This is a genomic window from Capilliphycus salinus ALCB114379 (assembly GCF_047276495.1).
GTDB lineage: Bacteria > Cyanobacteriota > Cyanobacteriia > Cyanobacteriales > Microcoleaceae > Capilliphycus > Capilliphycus salinus.
Genome location: NZ_CP178543.1, coordinates 6784343 through 6801877 on the forward strand (window position 1 = coordinate 6784343; position 17535 = coordinate 6801877).

The 17535-nt window shown below is 42.0% G+C and carries 16 protein-coding genes; 5 read left to right on the forward strand and 11 right to left on the reverse strand.

Annotated features, from left to right (window positions below; translation table 11 throughout):
* Positions 1–9 precede the first annotated feature (9 nt).
* Complete coding sequence (locus ACL6C3_RS27420) at positions 10–621, reverse strand: hypothetical protein (RefSeq protein WP_413162917.1); 612 nt, start codon at positions 619–621, stop codon at positions 10–12.
* A gap of 27 nt (positions 622–648) precedes the next feature.
* Positions 649–1032: a hypothetical protein gene (locus ACL6C3_RS27425; protein WP_413162919.1), complete on the reverse strand. Its 384-nt coding sequence runs from the start codon at positions 1030–1032 to the stop codon at positions 649–651.
* Positions 1033–1498: 466 nt separating this feature from the next.
* On the opposite strand from ACL6C3_RS27425, the gene ACL6C3_RS27430 reads away from it, so the two are divergent.
* Positions 1499–1990 (forward strand): helix-turn-helix transcriptional regulator, encoded by a 492-nt coding sequence (locus ACL6C3_RS27430; protein WP_413162920.1) that lies wholly within the window; start codon positions 1499–1501, stop codon positions 1988–1990.
* Positions 1991–2241: 251 nt separating this feature from the next.
* Here ACL6C3_RS27430 and fghA read toward each other — a convergent pair whose 3' ends face one another.
* Complete coding sequence (gene fghA, locus ACL6C3_RS27435; RefSeq protein WP_413162921.1) at positions 2242–3099, reverse strand: S-formylglutathione hydrolase; 858 nt, start codon at positions 3097–3099, stop codon at positions 2242–2244.
* Between the two features lie 139 nt (positions 3100–3238).
* Here fghA and ACL6C3_RS27440 point away from each other — a divergent pair, with 139 nt between their 5' ends.
* A complete protein-coding gene (locus tag ACL6C3_RS27440; protein WP_413162922.1) occupies positions 3239–3793 on the forward strand; it encodes a ribonuclease III domain-containing protein in 555 nt (184 codons plus the stop codon).
* Positions 3794–3901: 108 nt separating this feature from the next.
* On the opposite strand, the gene ACL6C3_RS27445 is transcribed toward ACL6C3_RS27440, so the two are convergent.
* The 8 genes from ACL6C3_RS27445 to ACL6C3_RS27480 all read right to left on the reverse strand — a co-directional run bounded on the left by ACL6C3_RS27445 (position 3902) and on the right by ACL6C3_RS27480 (position 10094).
* Complete coding sequence (locus ACL6C3_RS27445; RefSeq protein ID WP_413162924.1) at positions 3902–4561, reverse strand: Na(+)/H(+) antiporter subunit B; 660 nt, start codon at positions 4559–4561, stop codon at positions 3902–3904.
* On the reverse strand, positions 4561–5130 hold the full coding sequence (locus tag ACL6C3_RS27450) for a DUF4040 domain-containing protein (RefSeq protein WP_413162926.1): 570 nt from the start codon (positions 5128–5130) through the stop codon (positions 4561–4563). The genes ACL6C3_RS27445 and ACL6C3_RS27450 overlap by 1 nt, the downstream gene beginning before the upstream one ends.
* Positions 5123–5404, reverse strand: a complete 282-nt coding sequence (locus ACL6C3_RS27455) for a monovalent cation/H(+) antiporter subunit G (RefSeq protein WP_413162928.1) — start codon at positions 5402–5404, stop codon at positions 5123–5125. Before ACL6C3_RS27455 ends, ACL6C3_RS27450 begins: the two co-directional genes overlap by 8 nt.
* On the reverse strand, positions 5401–5655 hold the full coding sequence (locus tag ACL6C3_RS27460) for a hypothetical protein (protein WP_413162931.1): 255 nt from the start codon (positions 5653–5655) through the stop codon (positions 5401–5403). The genes ACL6C3_RS27455 and ACL6C3_RS27460 overlap by 4 nt, the downstream gene beginning before the upstream one ends.
* Positions 5656–5731: 76 nt before the next feature.
* A complete protein-coding gene (locus tag ACL6C3_RS27465) occupies positions 5732–6124 on the reverse strand; it encodes a cation:proton antiporter (protein WP_413162933.1) in 393 nt (130 codons plus the stop codon).
* Positions 6121–7548: a cation:proton antiporter gene (locus ACL6C3_RS27470; protein ID WP_413162934.1), complete on the reverse strand. Its 1428-nt coding sequence runs from the start codon at positions 7546–7548 to the stop codon at positions 6121–6123. Before ACL6C3_RS27470 ends, ACL6C3_RS27465 begins: the two co-directional genes overlap by 4 nt.
* Before the next feature lie 26 nt (positions 7549–7574).
* A complete protein-coding gene (locus ACL6C3_RS27475) occupies positions 7575–7919 on the reverse strand; it encodes an NADH-quinone oxidoreductase subunit K (protein ID WP_413162936.1) in 345 nt (114 codons plus the stop codon).
* Between the two features lie 603 nt (positions 7920–8522).
* On the reverse strand, positions 8523–10094 hold the full coding sequence (locus ACL6C3_RS27480) for a metallophosphoesterase (RefSeq protein WP_413162938.1): 1572 nt from the start codon (positions 10092–10094) through the stop codon (positions 8523–8525).
* Between the two features lie 339 nt (positions 10095–10433).
* Here ACL6C3_RS27480 and ACL6C3_RS27485 point away from each other — a divergent pair, with 339 nt between their 5' ends.
* The 3 genes from ACL6C3_RS27485 to ACL6C3_RS27495 all read left to right on the forward strand — a co-directional run bounded on the left by ACL6C3_RS27485 (position 10434) and on the right by ACL6C3_RS27495 (position 17143).
* Positions 10434–14510 carry a response regulator gene (locus ACL6C3_RS27485; RefSeq protein WP_413162939.1) on the forward strand — a complete coding sequence of 1359 codons (4077 nt, stop codon included), beginning with the start codon at positions 10434–10436 and terminating at the stop codon, positions 14508–14510.
* An 83-nt stretch (positions 14511–14593) separates the two neighbouring features.
* The gene (locus ACL6C3_RS27490) at positions 14594–15283 is read left to right on the forward strand and encodes a hypothetical protein (RefSeq protein ID WP_413162941.1); all 690 of its coding nucleotides are present in this window, start codon (positions 14594–14596) and stop codon (positions 15281–15283) included.
* A gap of 498 nt (positions 15284–15781) precedes the next feature.
* Positions 15782–17143 carry a serine hydrolase gene (locus tag ACL6C3_RS27495; RefSeq protein WP_413162942.1) on the forward strand — a complete coding sequence of 454 codons (1362 nt, stop codon included), beginning with the start codon at positions 15782–15784 and terminating at the stop codon, positions 17141–17143.
* The last annotated feature ends 392 nt before the right edge of the window (positions 17144–17535 follow it).

Below are 17535 nucleotides of genomic sequence, written 5' to 3' on the forward strand. Positions count from 1 at the left end.
TATTGGATATTAATCAATCTGGATAATTAAAGCATCAAAAAATAATTTTTGCTTTATTTCTAAATAGGGATCTATCTCTTTGCTTTTTGATTCTAAAGTCTTTACTAAAGAACTCAAAAATTTAGTGAATGAGTTGTCAGACTCCATTGCATTTGCAACAATCTCTGGTTTTTCTAGTGGCGCGATAAAATTGCCAAATAAAGGACTAAAGAGTTTTTCAGCATTTTCCTTCCAATACTCATATTCTTTACCCTCCAGCTCATTATCCAATACATAAATTTTTTTTAACTTGGAAATTGGATTGTTAGACGGAAGCAAAAAATCATGGTCGTCAATCATTGGAATTTCATATTCAATTTTTTCGTATTTCCCCTTTTCGTCATCAAGCCAAATTTTGAGACGTGCAAAATCACAGTTTGGTAAATTAAGACTTCCCTGAAATAAATCTCGGAGAATTAAATCCTTGAAAAATTGCTGGATATTCTTATTGACTGTGTATTTACCATCTTTAAATTGAGCAGGAACTCCATACAATTCAATGGTTCTTAATTTACTTTCAGGTTCGGGGGATGAAAAGTTTATTTGTACCAAAACTGTACTCTGCTTTAAATCTTTTTTCATTTTTTACCTCTTTCCTAATTTTAAATACTAAGATCTAGAATTTTGCAACACAACAAATTGTGGTGCAACTTCTCTCTCTGTTGGTAATTGAGCTTTCACAGATGCTGGCACTATAACAGTGCCATCTTCTATAGGAGCTATAGTACCTCTTATATGAGGATTTTGGGCATCCCAAAATTCCGCGACAATTTGACCAAGAAGTTCTTTGCTCCTGTAAAAGATTACATATAGTCCTTCTATGAAACCATAAGCAGTGATTAAAGCAGCTTCTAAAAATTGTTTCCAAATCTTTTTAAAAGATTTGAACATTTTATCAAGAATTGGTTTAACATTTCGTCCGAACCAATCAGCTAGCTTATCGACTACACGATCAAGCCAACGACCGATACGTGAGAAAAAATTGCTTTGCATTAATATTTCCTCCAATTTGAATGATTACAAAGTAAGTTCAGCAACAATTACTTACTTGATTGGCAATTGAATCTATTTCAGGTCTAATGAAAACATGACTGGTGATTGATTCTACTGTTGTGAATCAGCAAATGATTGCAGCTACACCATAGCCAGCAGCAGCACCAACAAAGACACCCGCGATCGCTGAAACAGCAACTTGCAGTACAATATCCAACATGAGTTTTATTAAGTTCTTTAAGTTCGCGGGTCAAGGTTGATGTGATGCTGATAGAGTCTTCACCCTGTGACAACTGTAGGAGGAACTGAAGCTGTTATAACCCCATAAACTCTCTACAGCCTGACTACTTCCTAACCTTAGTTAGCTCGCTATATTTCTACGATAGTTTAAATTTTTTTAAACTTAATCTGATAAAAATCAGGAATTACGGTAGAATTACATCAGGAATTTTTGAGGACTCTATCTATGACCTCTCCTCACAAGCAGTTTAAGGAAGCTGCTCAACACTGGGACTTGGAGACACTCTACACTGACCTAGCTTCGGCTAAGGGTAAGCGTTTGACTCCTGTTGAGAAGCTGCATCTGCGAGGGTTGCTGTGTGGCTACAGTCCGACTGAAATAGCGGAGAAGTTGGGTAAGAACCCCAAGGGTGTTGAGACTGACCTGTGTGCGACCTTATATAGATACGTGAAGAGTTTACTGGATAAGTGTGATGAGCGGATCGAAAACTGGAGAAATATTTCTGAATGGTTGGATGTAGCCGGATATAAATGTCAATCTATTTCTGAAGTTCCTCTGGAGAGTTTATTACCTGAGAAAAGTATTGTTAATGTTAATAATATTCATATTGAAAATCATCAGTTAGTTGTTGTTTTTAGTTTAAAGATTCCCACTTCTAAGGGGGCAGAACTCTCAATTTCAAATTTAGATTTAGGGGATGAAGGTTTTAAGGCTTAATAAAAGTAGGTTGGGTTAAACGAAGTGCAACCCAACTCTAGCCAGAATATCTGTTGGGTTTCGTTACCTCAACCCAACCTACAATATTGATTTCGTTAGTTGGGTTTCGTTACCTCAACCCAACCTACAATAAAGTAGTTGGGTTAAACGAAGTGCAACCCAACTCTAGCCAGAATATCTGTTGGGTTTCGTTACCTCAACCCAACCTACAAATACTATTCTACAAGTTTATTGATAAATTAGAATTAAAGTTAGGGGAGTTCATCGCACAAAACCATCGCATGATGACGAATATGATCTTCGATAAATGTCGAAACAAAATAATAGCTGTGATCATATCCCTGTTGCATTCGCAGGGTTAATAATTGTCCGACTTCTACACAGGACTGTTCAAAAACTTCGGGTAATAATTGACCTTGGGCGAGGTAAGGATCGGCTGTTCCGATATCAATTAATATCGGACGGTTAAAGTCTCCTCGCAACACCAACTGACTCGCATCATAACTGCGCCATTTTTCGCGATCGCCGCCGAGATATTGACTAAAAACTTTTTCTCCCCAAGGCGATCGCATGGGTGCGGCGATGGGTGAAAAAGCGGATACAGATTGATATTTTTGAGGGTTTTTTAACGCACAAATTAGCGCCCCGTGACCCCCCATTGAATGACCAAAAATACTTTGTTTGTCGGGGAGAACGGAAAAATTTTTATTAATCAGTTGGGGAAGTTCTTCGACAACATAACTATACATTTGATAATGATTTTTCCAGGGGTCTTCCGTTGCATCGATATAAAACCCCGCTCCGGTGCCGATATCCCAGTCGTCATCTTCTCCGGGAGTTCCGGTTTCACGGGGACTGGTATCGGGTACAACCAACATTAAACCATATTTGGCGGCTAACCGTTGAGCGCCCGCTTTGGCCATAAAATTTTCTTCGGTACAGGTTAAACCGGAGAGAAAATAAAGCACCGGAACGGGGTTTAACTGGGCTTGTGGGGGCTGATAAACCGAAAACCGCATGGTGCTATTAATGGTTGAGGAGTGATGGCTGTAATAGCCAACAACACCCCCGAAACAAGTGCTTTCACGAATTAAACTTGGGGCAGACATAACGATAAAATATAAACAGTGGATGGTCTAGATGCCGTGCGATCGCGAGCTTAGTTGATTTTATTACAGTTTTGTATCCGTAAACCGTCTGTTGTTGTCTGTAGTCTGGGTTTAGTTCAACGCTCGGTTTATTTAATCTATGCTGACGAACCTCGAAACAGTGGGAGATTTAGTTAATCTTAATCAGTTTCATCGGCGAGAAATTCTAGAGATTGCGCTAACTGATCCTGATTATATTGCAGAAGATCCTTTACTGACAGCCCCTCAAAAAAAATTAAGAACCCTAGAACATATTGGCTTAGTTCATGTGGGTTCTATGGTGTTGAGTGCGTTGGTCAGTAACTATCTTTGCGATCGCTGTTTTGAGTTAGGTTTGGCAACATTAAGCTTAATCAAAAGCGATCTGATTGCCACCGAGACGTTATCAAAGTTCGCGATTAAAATGAATTTTCAAGAGTTTTGTTGGTTGGGAACAACCTACACCCACAAACCCAAATCCGAACAACAGAAAATCCTGGCGAATAACTTAGAAGCGCTGGTCGGTGCGGTTTATCTGGAGTTGAATCGAGACATTTTAAAAACCCAGAATTGGTTAAGAGACTTTTTTTTAAAAGCGGCAGTTGACGAATTGTTAGAGCAAGCTTCCCCAAACAGTTATCAGTATTTGTCCTTGACAGACCCGGTTTCTCAGTGAGCAGTCAGCGATGTCAGAAACCGGGTTTGTAGCGAGTATTTTCAGCTTGCCGATATTTTTCCTTGACAAACCCGGTTTCTCAGCTACTCCGCACCTCTATATCAATTTTTACAACAATCCTCGGTGATGAATAAAAACCAAAATAACCGCCCAAGACCCCAACGCCACTTTAATCGCAACCAGGATATTGAGTAAGGGAATCACCCCGCCGCTGACGAGCGCCCCCAACTGTCCGTGCGGTAATTCTCCGCCGCCGAGGGTGATCGCGGACAGAACAATAAAAATGAGAACCGAAACCTTTTCCCAGGTTGCAGCATTCCAGCGCTTGTAAATCCCCTGCATCCACTCCGTTGATGAAGTAATCGCCACCAGACCGATAGCGGTTCCCCCCGCCACCCCGGCGGCAAACCCGCCACCGGGACTGAGATGGCCGCGAATTGCCAATTCAATCCCCACCAGTGCGGCGATCGTGGCTCCCAAACGGGCTAAGATAATTGAGGGTCCATCTGTAAACTGATAGATGGCACAAAACGGCTGTTCATTGGCGAGCATAAATTTAGCGCCCATAACGGCGATCGTAAAGACCACCACTTCAAAGATCGTGTCGTAGAGTCGATTTCTGAGAATAACCGCCGTCACCGCATTGGGAACCCCACTTTCTGCTACAAGGGTTTCAACGATCGACACCGGAAAGTCCGGCTCGGGATTGCCTATAATGAGGAATTTGACGTAAAGGGCGATTCCTGCGGCAATGTAGACCCATTTCATTAGTGTTTCTCCTGTAAGTCTGGTGTTTGTACATAGCTCAAAAGGGTTGCGGGTGACGACAGTTCGCTTTGCATGATCTCATAAATGCGTCGAACCCGAATTTCGGTCTGATAAAGTTGCTTTTCGTGGGGTTCTTCTCCTAATTTTTGGGTACAGGTGGCGTGTACTTCCTTATCCATCAAAGCTCGATGCAAAGCTTGCTCGTTGGTGTAGGGGACTAGCTCCAGACGCATATAATGTTTGCGAACAATGGTTCGGAAATCATCGATCAGTTGCTCAAAATCGGAATCGGTGGCTGTTTTGATTAACCCGTCTTCGAGTATGCCCAGACGCAGAACTAACGACGAACGCACGGCGATGGCATAAAGGGTAATCGCCAGCAAGGTCCCCATCAAAGCTTGGGTTAAAGCCACATCAGCCGCCCCCAAAACGGCATAAACTAATGCGGCTACTGCTCCTAAAATCCCCTGAACAACCAGAGCGTGATAGGGGTTGACCTGAACAACCAGCATAACCGCCGACAGGGGAAGCAGAGCGGTGAGAACATAAATATAAATGTCGTTATTCATCGTAATCCTCCCGAGGGGTGGAACAGTAAGCCAAAACATACCCCAAGACGGTATTCCAAATGGCTAAAGTGAGGATGGCGAGAATGAGTAAGGGCCATTCACTGGGGATCTGGAGGAGCAGCCCGACGACGATGATCATCGAGCCGAGGGTATCGGCAACGGAAAGGGTATGTAGCTTGAATAAAACGGAGCGGTTGCCCACCAGGGGAAAGGTTCCCCAAAACCAGAAGACGATGCCGATCGTGATACAGATATAACTGAAGATGTCAATCATCGTTCACCCAACCGTTTGAGAATATGTGCTAACAACATTAATCCGGCATTACCCACACTGAGGATAATTACGCCGACAACGCCGAGCATCCAATCATCCCGCAAGATTGACACGACTAAAAGGATGATCGAAGTCTTGGAGGCGACGCTGGAAAAAGCGAGCATTTTTTGCCAGGTATTATCATCTTGCCAAGCTTCGTAGATGGGGATGAGCAGGGCTACAATCATTGCAATCAGTAAACTGTTGAGCATTTAATTAGAGTCGGAGGAGTTATGGGAGGATCAAAAAAAGTTTTTATAGCCGTTCTGTGATCAAAGGATGACACCGTTAACGTTTTCGACTTGGTCGCAGCCAGTGAACTTCATACAAGCCTCTTTGGTGATATTTCAATACAATGCTTTTGGGGGTAAAGGTGATGAGAAAGATATCGAGAAAAATCAGTCCGGGTGTCCGTCCGGCTTTGACTTGTTCCATCTTCACTTCTTCGTGATTATGGGGACGGACGAGCATTTCAAAGGCTTCTAGATAGGCTTGGGGAATGGCAACCAGGACTTCACCGAGCGCCCGCAACCAATCTCTTAAGGCTCCGGGTGCTTTCGGACGTCCGCCCGGTAAGATCAGGGCGATACTCACACCGATGATGATATTTGCCACACTGAAATTTGCGGTGAGCAGAAACCAGATCGTCAGTCGCAGTATTAGATTGAGATAGCTAATCATGCCAATACCATCCAAAATAGTGCAATTAACATCAGACTCATTACCCCGATCAGATGCTCAAATTGTTCGAGTAAACGGGGCAGTTTGGTTGTAATTTGTTGAAAAATCAGAAAATAGGCTAACCATCCAAAGCTGATTTTGGTCAGGGCTTTTCCCAGATTTTCCAGGGTATAAACTTCTAAAGATTGGGCATCTGCTACGATCAATCCCGCTATTAATACGATTAGCCCGGGCCACAAACTCCCTTGAATATTTTCTTGGTTTTTGTGGGGGAGAAAGATGAATTTAGCAAATACGATAACGGTCCCGACCGCGGCCAGGTTCATCAGGGTGGCTTGCCAGGGGACTAGAGTTTTGAGGACTAAGGTTTTGGCGGTATAGCCGGATATTAATGGAAAGCCGGAAATGGAAAGACTCGCGATCGTCATCGCGATCCAGATGGGGGTATTGAGGGGCTGGTGTTGGAGTTCTCTGAGGTTGCGACTGGGTAAGTTTCCGGCGATTAAAAATAGGGTTGATTTGGCCAAGCCGTGAGTGAGGGCATAATAGCCGCTCAAAGCGGGATTGATCAGGACAAAGCCCAACTGAGAAACGGTACTTAAGGCCAGTACCCGTTTTGTATCTTCTTCAAAAACGGCATAGGTGACACCTAAAATCGCGGTGGCGACGGCAAAAATGGCGATCACGGGGGCAACTTCTTCTACCATCAGCGCACAACGTATCAGGGGAAAGACTCCGGCTTTGATCGCGATTCCCGACAGCAGGGCGGAGACTGGGGTTTCTGCTTCTGAGTGGGTCATCGGAAGCCACAGTCCCGAAACAAACACTCCGCCTTTGCTTAACAGTCCCAGGAAGATTAAGGCGATGGCTTCGGGGGGGGCATTTCCCAATCCCGCAAAGGCAAAGGAATGATTGGCTTGATAGACTAACACCGCACCGATTAAGTAAAACAGCATGGCGGTGTTGCTAACAAACATATAGCGCAAACCCACCCATATGGAGCGATCGCTGCGGGTATAGCTGATCAGCAGAAAGGCGGCGATGCCGCTGACTTCTAAGGCGACGTATAAACTGATGAAATCGGCGCAGGCAAAGGCGGCGTTGAGACTCCCATGCAGAATGATGGCTTGTGTATAAAAAAAGGCTGATTTATTTCGACCCCAACAGTACAGAATGACTGCTGCTGTGACCTGTGCGTTGGTGAGGATAAAGTACCCGCTCAGTTGGTCTGCAACTAAGGTGACGCCAAAACTATCCAGTAAGTTCAGGGTTACGGGCGAGCCTTGAACAAACAGCCAGGTGGCATAGGCCGCCGAAATGAAGGTAGCGCACAGGGCAAGGTATCGGTCAAATTTGGGGAGCAGATAAATCGTGAACCCTAAAAAAAAGGGGAGCGCGATCCAGGCGATCGTGATATTGTTCATGGGTGTGTCGTTTACGAGTAGGTCGTTTACGGCGTGTTGTTTTTTTCGATTTCGTCGGTTTCTAAGGTGGGATTATCCCGTGCCAGCTTCATTACACCAACCAGCATTAAGGATTGAATCGAGAAGCCAATCACAATCCCGGTCAAGATGACCGCCTGGGGAACCGGATCGGCGTAAGCATCATTGGCCTTCTCGGAAATAATGGGAGTGAACAAGCCATTTCTTGAGGCAACCAGCACGTAATAGGCGATTACCCCCGTACTCATCACATCCATAGAGATGATTTTCATCACTAGGTTCTTTTTCAGGATTATACCGAAAAAGCCACATAAGACTGTGGCGAATACGAATGCTTCTAAGGGTTCTAACACGGGAGTTGTCTATGGGGTAAGGGTTGGTTGTAATCTGCTTTTTAATAATATTAATACATTATTAATAGATTATATAATGATCTTTAAAAAAATACATTTTGTTTCCCCGGTCTACCCAGAGGTTAATCACTTCCACAAGCGGGCGATCGCCATCTTAAACATTCTACCTCAATGACCGGAAAATTTAGATTTGAAATTATCATCGAGTTATGATATGATTATGAACTGCAATTTTTTAAGCTGATTTGTTTGACGAAACTGCAAAGGTTAAACCGGTTGCAAATTAACAAAGTCAGGTTTGTCAACTTGAACGCTAGCGCATAGGAATCAAGACTTTAAGGGTAGCATCAATCCTCATAAGCTGTTACCCATTTAGATTGCAGATGTCCAGCAAGCATCTCGCTTGCACTGATGAAGGTTTTAAACTTCGGGTTGATGTTATTTAAGTGATTAACAGCTTACCGATCCGTCCAAAGCGATCGCCACAGAGCGGTAATATGAAATCCTTCAATATGGGTTACAGATGATCAGCGGAGGAGGCGGGGAAGTGGGTTGATCCCAGGAAATGATCTATAAAATTTTGTTTTGGATTTCATAAAAATTTTATAGGGTAAATCCTTCTATTTTCGGATAATCCCATTGAGAATGAACCCGTTCGGCGACTAAAGGTTGTACAAAAAACTGGGGGGGTTGACCGTCGCGAACATCAATCCTTAAACCCGAATAAGGTCGTCGTTTACTTTTTCCGTGACCGTGACGACCAACAAATAACTTGGACTTGGCGACTGGACGGCTATTTTGTTCGCCCTCAAATTCCTCATAAAGTTCTGGCCCATCTGGTTTTTGGCGGCGCAAACTATATCCACTTCCTCCGCAAACAATCCAATTCATATTAGAATCTGCGTGTCCGGTATCTGCGGTAGATAAATGTTCTAAACAATGAGCATGACCGTTAATCACCAGATCGACAATTGGCCGATTATTAGCCCGTTCACCAACATCTTGAGCAACAGAATTGAGAACTTGACGCAGATGATAACGAATGGCTAAAGTTTGAGCTTGGTCCCATTTTGTGGCTTCGGTAACGTAGGGGGGATGATGAAAAAATAACACCCGTCCGCGTATTTCTGGGGTTTGCCAAGAGTCAATTAATCCCTGTTGTAACCAGCGCAATTGTTCGACATCAACATCGCCATCCGATCCGGCTTTGAGTCTTTTTTCGATATCAAACTGCATTTCGTCTATTTGCTCAATTTTAGCTTGATTATCATCAACTTGTTCGGACTGTTCGGGGTTGTCGGGATCGAGTTGACTCAATTCGGTGAGTAATTTTTGTTTTTCTTGTTCGAGATCTCGTAAACGTTGGAGGAGTTGACGGCGTTTTTCTTCTCCGGCTTGAGTTTCAGGAATCGGTATCGGAGCATTAAACGTATTAGAATCGAGGGCAAAAAAATCAATTCCGCCATAAGAAAACCGATAATAACGGTTGGGTAAACGGGTAAACTTTCCGGGTTGATAACGCAAGCACCGACCCGTTGATGTTTCTGCGGTGTAGTATTGATCGAGATGACGTTCTAAATCTGGGTTAGTATAAAACTTTTGAAGATAATCTAAAAAAGCCTTTGCATAAGCATCTCCCGTCTCGGAACCCCGCCAACTCACATCAAAATCTATTCTTGATTTCAATAAATGACGAACAGGCCAACTCAGTTGAGCCATTACACCGTAAAAAAGCGGTAAATTGTAATAGTCGTGATTTCCGGGTATGGGGAGAAAAGGCAACTTAAACACCATTTGATCGTAGGCGATTTTTTTGTAATTCTCGCCACCGACAATAAATTCCCGATAAGGTTTAATAAAATTCTGAGGATAATAGCCAGCAGAACCGGTCAGATAAACAACATCGCCAGTATGCAGAATGAAGCGAGGGTGATAGTCGCTCTGTTTGAGTAGTAATTCGGCAACCTCTCGCTGGGGGCTGTGTCGGCGATGGCGTCCGGTACCGCTATCTCCAACGACTAAAAAGGAAAATTCGGGGTTGTCTACTTGTTCATCATCTATAACCAAACGAGTTTGATCGATGTTACGACCAGCAATTGAAGATTCTTGCCAACGAACCCGTTGCTTCATTTGATCGATTTTACTGGTAATAGAAGGATCTGAGATAAATTGCATAAAAATTTTTACCAGGTTCTTGGGTGCGAGGAATTTGAGAATTAGTCCAGTTGGATTTTAACGCAAGTTGTACTTTGATGCAGATTTGATAGTGAGCGGTTTGGGAGTCCCCGAGTTTGGGCTATTATTATTTTTGAAGTTGTCCGTATTTTAGGAGCAACTCTGTGTTTAGTATAAATAAAAAAGGTCATTTGACTCAATGGTTTTTCTATAAAATCAGATAGACTTGATCAGTCAATCGTTCTTATGGTGGTGTTTTTCTCTGTTGTGAGCCGCTTTGATTTAACTCAAAGTACCAACTCTAAACTAACATTTTACTAGACTGGGGGTTTTTTGTGAATGCTGATACAATCTTTGAACCGTCTAGTTTCTCCGCTCACTCGTCGGGTTCGGTTACGAACGGTTTTCATTGTTCCTTTTATGATCCAACTGTTGGCGACGGTGGGATTAACCGGTTATCTGTCTTGGAGATACGGACAACGAGCGGTTAATGATGTCGCTTCTCAACTGCGAAATGAAGTCACAAAACGGGTTGAACTTCGCCTCAGGGAATATTTAGAAAAACCCTATTTAATTACTCAAATTAATCAACGTTCGGCTAAATTAGGAATTCTTTCTTTTGAGGATAAACAATTTTCTGAATATCTGCTTTGGGAACAAATTCAGCTTTTTAATTCGGTTTATGCGATTTATTTTGGCAGCGAAGAAGGGGAATTTGTTTATGTAAAAAGAGAAGCCGATGGCGCTTCGACTGCCAAGCGAGTTGAACTTTCACCCTACCGTTATTCCTATCGTTTGGATGAAGGGGGAAACCGCAGCGAATTTTTAGGCGTTGATGAATACGACCCGAGAGTTCGACCTTGGTATTTAAACACATTACTAACCGAAAAACCGAATTGGAGTAAAATCTACACGTTCACAGGCGGAGAGTTAGGAATTACCGCTTCAAATTTATTTTATGATAGTCAAGGCAATTTTCGCGGCGTGATTGGAGTTGATATTATTCTCAGTTTGGTGAGCGATTATTTAAAAAATACGAATATTAGTGAAAATGGTCAGGTTTTTATTGTGGAACGTTCGGGTTTATTAGTCGCAACTTCTACGGGTGAAGAACCCTTTACGCCGGGAAAAAATGACAATCAAGACCAACGTTTAGCCGCCATTAATAGTCAAAATCCGTTGACCGCAGAAACCGCAAAATATTTGCTGAAACGCTACGAACATTTGAGCCAAATTCAACAGCCTCAACAGTTAGATTTTCAGCTAAATGGCAAACGGCAATTTATACAAGTCGTTCCCTATCAAGATCAATTAGGATTGGATTGGTTGATAGTCGTCGTTGTTCCTGAAAATGACTTTATGGGAACCATTCAGGAAAATACACGGACAACAATTGTACTTTGTATTGTTGCTTTTCTCGTCGCCATTGGGATCGGTATTTTAACCGCTCAATGGGTGACCAAACCCATTTTATCATTGAACCGGGCGGCGAAAGCAATTAGTCAGGGAAAATGGAATTATCAAGTCAATTTTTCTCGCTGTGATGAAGTCCGAGAATTGGCGGAATCTTTTCAGTGTATGGGGGAACAGCTTCAAGAATCTTTCAGCACCTTAGAAGCTAAAAATCTCGCCATGCAGCAGTTAAATGAGCGTTTAATTCACAGTGAAAATCGCCTCTATCAATTTTTAGAAAGTTTACCCGTTGGGGTGTTAGTTTACGATCAAATTCAAGATAAGCTAACGTTTATGAATAAAACGGCAAAAAAGTTATTTAAAAAAGGAATTCTCCCCGATACATCCTTAGACAAATTTTGTGAAACTTATCAACTTTATTTGGCGGGAACAGAGCAAATTTATCCGACCAAAGCACTCCCCTTAATTCGAGCGTTAAAAGGAAAAAGTCTAAAAACAGAAAATCTAGAAATTCGTCATCGAGAGCGGATAATTCCCTGTGAAGTTTTAGCCAAACCGATTTATGATAATCAGGGTAATATTATGTATGCTGTTGTGGTTTTTGAGGATATTACTGAACGCAAACAAGCCGAAGCCGAACGTCAAAATTTTACCGCCCAATTAAAACTCAAAAATGAAGCGCTCGAACGTTTGGATCAACTCAAAGATGAATTCCTCGCCAACACGTCTCACGAACTGCGGACACCGTTAAATGGAATGATAGGAATTGCCGAGTCAATGTTAGAAGGGGCGACGGGAACGTTATCAGAATTACAGCGAAAAAATCTAATGATGATTGCTCATAGCGGACATAGACTTTCGACCTTAGTTAATGATATTCTCGACTTTTCTAAACTGCGACACAATACGATTAAATTGCAACTTAAACCCGTTGGTTTAAGAGAAATAACCGAAATTGTCTTGACGCTCAATCGGGCGTTAGTTAGAAATAAAAAATTACAACTCATTAATGATATTCCTGCGGATTTTCCGGATGTAAAAGCAGACGAAAACCGCTTACAACAAATCCTTCATAATTTAGTTGGCAATGCAATTAAGTTTACAGAAAGCGGTTCAGTCCGGGTTTTTGCCGAAATCATTAATTGCGATAAACCCAGTAATGAAATTGAACAAACCGGAGATAAAAAAGCGAAAAATCATCAAATTGCCGTAACAGTTTCCGATACCGGAATTGGCATAGCAGCAGATAAAATAGATCGGATTTTTGAATCCTTTGAACAAGCCGATGGTTCAACCGCCCGGGAATATGGCGGTACGGGTTTAGGATTAGCCGTCACCAAACAATTAGTCGAATTACATGAAGGCAAAATCTGGGTAAATTCAACGGTAAATGTTGGGTCAAATTTTACCTTTAGTTTACCGATTGCCGAAGAAAAAACCGATGTCAAAATCGATCATTCTTCGGTTTTAATTCATCGCTCTGCTGTGGTTCCTCTAGAAGAATTTGTCGAAGATGAAAATCAAACTGAATCCAATCTTATTTTACCCCATTCCCCTCAAAATTTAACATCGAATAATCAATTTAAAATCTTAATCGTTGACGATGACCCAATTAATTTACAAGTTTTGGTGAACTATTTATGTTTACAAAATTATGCGGTCACTCAAGCCAACAGCGGTTTAGAAGCCATTGAAATTTTAAAAGCGGGATATATCCCCGATTTAATTTTATTAGACGAAATGATGCCGCGAATGACGGGTTATGAAGTCACGCGACGAATACGGGAAACTTGGCCGCCCCATCAACTCCCCATTATGATATTAACGGCTAAAAATAAAGTCTCAGATTTAGTTGCGGGTTTGGAAGTCGGGGCGAATGATTATTTGTCTAAACCCTTAAATAAAGATGAACTTATCGCCCGAATTAAAACCCATATCCGCATCAAACAACTGCGAACCGAAAAAGCCCATATTCGCAAAACCTTTGGGCGGTATGTGACCGATGAAGTGGTGAATAAACTGTTAGGAAGTGCGGAAGGGTTAAAACTCGGAGGTGAACGGAGAAAAATCACAATGTTAACCTCAGACGTGCGGGGATTTACCGCAATTTCCGAACGGTTAAACCCGGAAGAAGTGGTCAAAGTTCTGAATTTTTATCTGTCTAAAATGGCGGATGTAATTACCCATTATCAAGGAACAATTGACGAATTTATGGGGGATGGAATTTTAGTGTTATTTGGCGCACCCCAACTCAGAGAGAATGACCCCGAAAGAGCGGTGGCTTGTGCGCTGGCGATGCAATTAGAAATGGAGTCGGTTAATCAACAACTCCATCAATGGGGTTTACCGCCTTTAGAGATGGGAATTGGGATTAATACGGGTGAAGTTGTTGTCGGAAATATTGGTTCAGAGAAACGGACAAAATATGGTGTTGTTGGAAATCAAGTTAATCTCACCTATCGGATTGAATCTTATAGTCTTGGCGATCAAATTTTAATTTCAGAATCGACGTTTAATGAAGTGAATTCGATGGTTTTAGTGCGGGGAGAAAACCAAGTTCAACCCAAAGGCGTTAAACACCCGATTACTATCTATGAAGTGGGCGGAATTTGGGGTCAATACAATTTATTTTTACAGCAGGAAGAAGAAGTCTTTCTCCCGCTTTTACACCCGATTTCCCTACAGTATACAATTTTGGAAGGAAAACACGTCGGCGAAAATGTGTTTCAAGGTTTTCTGGTTGAACTCTCTGCAAAAGGCGCTAAAATTCGTTCTTGTCAAGCCGAACAAAACTGTGTTCCTGTCTCTCTAACGAATATTAAGCTGAATCTAATTTGGGGAGATTCTAACTTTGCAAGTGAAGATCTTTATGCTAAAGTTTTAGAAGAACCCGCAGACGTGGGAAATTTCTATATTGGCTTTACCTCCGAACCTCCTGAGGTGAAAGCAAGGCTTCAAAAGCTTTATGAACATCTGTTCAAACAAGCCAAATCCAATTCGTGAAAATTTTTGAATGGGGTCTTTACAAAACCATCCCCCGTGCTGTTAAGATATGTAAATAGGATTTACTTTTTTAGCCATCTAGCATGACTATTTTCAACTCTACTGAGCCGATTGTTCGTATCAAACAACAGCATCTAGATGTTCAAGATCTCAAAGGTTTACTCAAATTTAATGTAAAAATTGGCAACTACACACTGTATTCTGGTTCATATACTCGCATCGACCAAGTTTTTTTACTCTGGGGTTTAATTTCGCTGATTATCTTCATTACCGCTCAATTTTTCCCGATGAGTTGGATCGATCAAGCTTATTATTGGTCGGGACTCACACTTTTTGCCACAATTGGAATGATTATGTTAACCTATTGTTGGGTTCGGATTGAACAAGTAACGTGGCTTGTCTACTGTTGGGCGTTACTGATGTTTGTCGGCGTTGGACTCACAAATTTAGGGATTTTTTGGGGATGGTCGCACATTTTAGCCAATTTATGTCCCCTGTGGTTAATTGTTTGTGGTTTGGGTTATCTGGCGACCGGTATTGCTTTACAATCACGCTCTTTTACACTCGCCGGGTTGTTGCATTTTTTGACAATTCCACTGTTATGTTATGTGAGCAGTTGGCAATTTTTAGCAACCGGGATAATTTTAGCAGGTACTTTACTCTTTTTTGCTGAAGTTCAGTGGGATATGCGTCCCCCCATTGAGTCGCCATTTTTAACGGTTGAACAGTTAGCTTTTAACCGCCAGCAACACCTTAAACGTCAAATGGAGTGATCGGATATTTATACGATTGATACCAAAATCAAATTTTTGTAAAGAAAGATACCTTTTTTTGAACGCTCAAGGCATAATGAACAGTAAGCCACCCCAAGAGATTTCTTTTTCTCTTAGAGATGGCTCGACGATAGCAAGTGTTTTGCTGTTTGACTTGTGAATTGCCCCCCAGGAGAACGGCGTCAGGGGAGCAAGTCGTCAAAAAACTCTAACAGCCCAACTCTTAATATACCATAGCATCGGTCAAGGAGTATTTCTGTTTGTAAGGTTTTTGCCGTTGTCCTTACTTTATGGTACTTGCGGAACCCAGACGTTAAACCGTCTATTCATAACAGCCCAAAAGTACCAGCAGATCGGTTTTTTGATCTACTCCTTGTCCGACGTTTTTATTGGCTTTGAAAACACAGACTCAAAAAACAATAGTACAATTTCGCAACTTTAAAATAAATCTTCTCTAAACTAGAATATTGAGCGAAGTTGAACTAAACAACCGAACCCGTGAGTCAAAAACAACCTTTATCTTCTCAACCCGATCCAAAAATTGTAGAACTCGAAACCAAGTTAGAGCGATCCTACAAAACGATTAAAAAGCTGCGAACCCGAGTGGCTAAACTCGATAGCCAACTCAACGCATCCCCTCCAGTTCGTTCGCCCTCAAAACCGCCTAAAACCGCCTCGAAACGTCGTTCTCGAAAGAGTTTTCAACCCTCAGTTTCTTTGTTGGGTTCTCTTTCCTTGCTGACTCTAACTTTGGGAGGATTGGGTGCGATCGCGAAGTTTTTCTTTCCCGATCTCTTGGCTGAAAAAATAGACTTCAACTCTTTTCTTTCCCCTTTTGTTACTTCTTCATCCGTTACAATTACCCCACCTAAAACCGTTCCTTCACCCCAACCTTTACCCCCCAAACCTACATTTTTAGATCTGGTTTATAACATAAAAGAAGAACCGAATCTCAATTATAGTTTACCCCTTCAAAACATTATCGATCAAGTCGTTAATCAAGTTTCTCAACAAAATTTATCAACTTCTTCTTTATCAATTCACCTGATTGATGTTCAAAATCAAACCTTCGCCGAATACCGCAGCCAAACCCCAAGATTTCCCGCCAGTATTACCAAACTGTTTTGGATGGTGGCGGTATTTTCTCAGGTTGAAGCCGGAATTTTACCCCCGGAAACGATTAATTTCACAGCCGAATGTCAAACGGATATTTGTAAATTAGTTAAAAATTCAGACAATGAAGCCGCCAGTCATATTTTAGACGAACTCACCCAAACTTCCTCCCAAAACAATCCCGCCACAGAAACCTATGAAAACTGGCTAAAAAAACGTTATTCAATCAACCAATTTTTTCAAAAAGCGGCTTATAATAATATTGATATCAGCCAAAAAAATTATCCCATTCCCGAACTAAAATTGGAATCACCCCAAGCCTGGGAACTGAAAATGAGAGGCAACCCCAAACAACCGATTAGAAATCAAATTACAGCCGAACAAACTGGGCGATTAATGTATGAAATTGTTACTCAAAAAGCCGTTTCTCAAACCGCCAGTTCCGAGATGCTGAACCTACTCGAACGAAATCTCGATCCCAACGTTTGGAAACAACAAGTCTCCAACCCCATTCAAGGTTTTTTAGGAGAATCTTTGGCAGGATTAGATATTCGCTTTTTTTCCAAAGTGGGTTGGACTTCAGAAACCCGTTTTGAGGTGGCATTTATTGAGTCAAAATCCGGCGAACTTGCCTATATTTTAACGGTATTTGGAGACGGCAAAGAATACGGAGAAAATTGGGAAATCTTTCCCGCTATTTCTCGTTTAGTTTACAATGAAATGAAAGCATTAAATTCTCAATCTTAATTCTGTCTAATTCTGGCATCGATGTAAGGGCGGGTTCTGCAAAAATTGATGTTTTTTAGAAACAACTTATATAAACCCGACCCGTTGCAATTTTTCAGTATTGTAGGGGCGGGTTCTGCAAAAATTGATGTTTTTTAGAAACAACTTATATAAACCCGCCCCGTTGCACTGACTGAAAGGGGGCGGGTTTACTGAGGTTGAGAGTGATAAATGATACATCTAGGCGGAACCCGCCCCTACAAATTAACGGGTGAGGTGGTGGCAAGGGGACGGGTTTACTGAGGTTGAGAGTGATAAATGATACATCTAGGCGGAACCCGCCCCTACAAATTAACGGGTGAGGTGGTGGCAAGGGGACGGGTTTAGTGAGGTTGAGAGTGTTAAATGATACA

Coding starts and splice junctions, on each gene's coding strand:
- ACL6C3_RS27480 (WP_413162938.1), bottom strand. CDS start 10,094: ATGCAATTTATCTCAGATCCTTCTATTACCAGTAAAATCGATCAAATG.
- ACL6C3_RS27465 (WP_413162933.1), bottom strand. CDS start 6,124: ATGATTAGCTATCTCAATCTAATACTGCGACTGACGATCTGGTTTCTG.
- ACL6C3_RS27445 (WP_413162924.1), bottom strand. CDS start 4,561: ATGAAATGGGTCTACATTGCCGCAGGAATCGCCCTTTACGTCAAATTC.
- ACL6C3_RS27490 (WP_413162941.1), top strand. CDS start 14,594: ATGACTATTTTCAACTCTACTGAGCCGATTGTTCGTATCAAACAACAG.
- ACL6C3_RS27430 (WP_413162920.1), top strand. CDS start 1,499: ATGACCTCTCCTCACAAGCAGTTTAAGGAAGCTGCTCAACACTGGGAC.
- ACL6C3_RS27450 (WP_413162926.1), bottom strand. CDS start 5,130: ATGAATAACGACATTTATATTTATGTTCTCACCGCTCTGCTTCCCCTG.
- fghA (WP_413162921.1), bottom strand. CDS start 3,099: ATGTCTGCCCCAAGTTTAATTCGTGAAAGCACTTGTTTCGGGGGTGTT.
- ACL6C3_RS27425 (WP_413162919.1), bottom strand. CDS start 1,032: ATGCAAAGCAATTTTTTCTCACGTATCGGTCGTTGGCTTGATCGTGTA.
- ACL6C3_RS27455 (WP_413162928.1), bottom strand. CDS start 5,404: ATGATTGACATCTTCAGTTATATCTGTATCACGATCGGCATCGTCTTC.
- ACL6C3_RS27460 (WP_413162931.1), bottom strand. CDS start 5,655: ATGCTCAACAGTTTACTGATTGCAATGATTGTAGCCCTGCTCATCCCC.
- ACL6C3_RS27440 (WP_413162922.1), top strand. CDS start 3,239: ATGCTGACGAACCTCGAAACAGTGGGAGATTTAGTTAATCTTAATCAG.
- ACL6C3_RS27420 (WP_413162917.1), bottom strand. CDS start 621: ATGAAAAAAGATTTAAAGCAGAGTACAGTTTTGGTACAAATAAACTTT.
- ACL6C3_RS27485 (WP_413162939.1), top strand. CDS start 10,434: ATGCTGATACAATCTTTGAACCGTCTAGTTTCTCCGCTCACTCGTCGG.
- ACL6C3_RS27470 (WP_413162934.1), bottom strand. CDS start 7,548: ATGAACAATATCACGATCGCCTGGATCGCGCTCCCCTTTTTTTTAGGG.